At 46.3% G+C, this 2,036-nt stretch carries 3 protein-coding genes; 2 read left to right on the top strand and 1 reads right to left on the bottom strand.

Going from position 1 to position 2,036, the window contains the following annotated elements; translation table 11 throughout:
* Positions 1–289 precede the first annotated feature (289 nt).
* Complete coding sequence (locus GXO76_01325) at positions 290–655, bottom strand: GntR family transcriptional regulator (protein ID NOY76487.1); 366 nt, start codon at positions 653–655, stop codon at positions 290–292.
* Between the two features lie 510 nt (positions 656–1,165).
* Here GXO76_01325 and GXO76_01320 point away from each other — a divergent pair.
* Both GXO76_01320 and GXO76_01315 read left to right on the top strand, forming a co-directional pair.
* Positions 1,166–1,570, top strand: coding sequence for a heavy metal-responsive transcriptional regulator (locus GXO76_01320; protein NOY76486.1), 405 nt, complete (start codon positions 1,166–1,168; stop codon positions 1,568–1,570).
* Positions 1,567–2,036 (top strand): hypothetical protein (locus GXO76_01315; GenBank protein NOY76485.1); only part of this gene is annotated, 470 nt, incomplete at its 3' end. The genes GXO76_01320 and GXO76_01315, both read left to right, overlap by 4 nt.

Genomic DNA, 2,036 nt, shown 5'->3' with positions numbered 1-2,036 from the left:
AATAACCCCCTGCCACTAAAAATATCAAGAAAATCAAAACGCCCATAAAATTTACTCCCCTGCCGGGAGTCTTGACTTTTGCCCGCTTGGGCTTGGGTTCTTCCGTGTAATTTGCCATGAGTGTTCTCCTTGCATTTATGTGACCCATCAAAAAATAACCTGAATTAAAAATTCAAACCATTTCCTGTCTGATTTTTCAGAGATGGCTGCAACAAAAGCATTACATTACAAAAGACGGATTGTTTCAGATCGCCGCTTTCTGTTAATACGAAACGACTCCTGAAAAACGCTACTTCAGATTCTCCAAACAACCGATAATGTCCTCAACCGTGTACCCGTATTTTTTCCCCTCCAGGACGAATGCCTCACAAAGCTGGTGCAGCTTTTTATTCCGGGTTTCCGCCCCCAACTCGGCGAGGCCGCCCTTAACAAAGGTGCCGATGCCCTGTTTCACGTCCAGAATCCCCTCGCGCCGAAGCTCGTCGTAGGCCTTCGCCACCGTATTGGGATTGATCGCCAGCTCCACGGCCAACTGCCGCACCGTGGGCAGCCGATCTCCCGGCTTGAGTTCGCCAACGGCAACATGGTGTTTAATTTCTTCGATAATCTGAAAATACAGCGGAACACCTTTTCTGGGCTCAATTGAAAGCTTCATGAAATGTCCTATTGTATTAATGTTCTAATACAATATAGAACATGGAATCCCGTTTGTCAAGAAAAAATTTCACTCATTCCATCGTCCAATCGCAAAATCTGCGCTTTTACCAGGCGCAACCGCAACCACAGCCTTTATGCCTCCGCTCCTGCCAAACACACCCTCTGTAGCCGCAGGCTTTATGCCTGCGCCTTAAATGCCAGTCCCGTAGCCACAGCCTTTTTGCCTGCGCCTTAAATGCCAGTCCCGTAACCGCAGGCTTTATGCCTGCGCTCCACACACACCCATAAAGGGTACGGCTACAACTCTTTTGAAAAACCCATAATGTGTTTTGATTTTTTTGAACATAAAACCTGTTTCCTCAGCCCTTTTTCGGAACGTAACTTACTATTATTCAATAATAATCTTTCTAATTAAAAATTTTTAAAAAAAATACTTGACTCTATACCATGGTACAGGCCTTATATTAAAACAGATCACCAGCAGAGAAAAATAAAGGGAGAGGAAAAAATGGAAACCTTCAGCATCGGCCAACTGGCAAAACAGGCCGGACTCAACATTCAGACCATTCGATACTACGAACGACGCGGGCTTCTGCCGGCCCCCAAACGGCGCGAATCGGGCTACCGATACTATTTGGCAGAGGATCTGTCCCGTCTGGAATTCATTAAGCACGCAAAATCCCTGGGATTTTCCTTGAATGAAATCAACGAGCTTTTGGCTCTCCGCGTGGATCCTGATCATACATGCGATGATTTCCGGGAAGAAGCAACACAAAAAATTGCCGAAATTGACATTAAAATCAAGCAGCTGCAACGAATCAAAAAGGCGTTGCTTCAATTAACGGCCGCCTGTCGAACAAAAGAGGCCACTGTTGAATGCCCTATTTTACAATTTTTGGAGGATACGAAATGAATCAGCAACTTCATCCGAAATCCGGGCCTGGTGTACCCAAAAAATCCGAAGACCCCGGAACAAGCTCCGGAAAGCGTCAAAAACATTCGGCCTCACGCAAGGGATTAATTGGAGCCATTCTTTCATCGGTTGCGGCGTCTGTTTGTTGTGTGGGCCCCCTGGTTATCCTGGCTCTTGGTCTGGGCGGCGCCTGGACAGCCCGGTTGAGCGTTTTCCAGCCTTTTCGTCCTTACCTGATTGTCATCACACTCCTATTTTTGGCTTATGCTTTTTATAAAATTTACAGAAGAAAAGACTCAGAGGCCTGCGATCCGGGGCAGTACTGCGCCGATTCCAGATCCCTTAAAATCAACAAAATATCTCTCTGGGTTGTTACCGTATTGATTGGACTTCTGCTGGCCACACCAAAAATTATTCAAATCACCCAGGGCGCTTCATCTGAACGTTTGGGGCAACATCTGAGCCA

Source organism: Calditrichota bacterium (assembly GCA_013151735.1).
Classification (GTDB): domain Bacteria; phylum Zhuqueibacterota; class JdFR-76; order JdFR-76; family BMS3Abin05; genus BMS3Abin05.
This window is presented reverse-complemented; position numbering and strand designations above follow the sequence as displayed.

Coding starts and splice junctions, on each gene's coding strand:
- GXO76_01325 (NOY76487.1), bottom strand. CDS start 655: ATGAAGCTTTCAATTGAGCCCAGAAAAGGTGTTCCGCTGTATTTTCAG.
- GXO76_01320 (NOY76486.1), top strand. CDS start 1,166: ATGGAAACCTTCAGCATCGGCCAACTGGCAAAACAGGCCGGACTCAAC.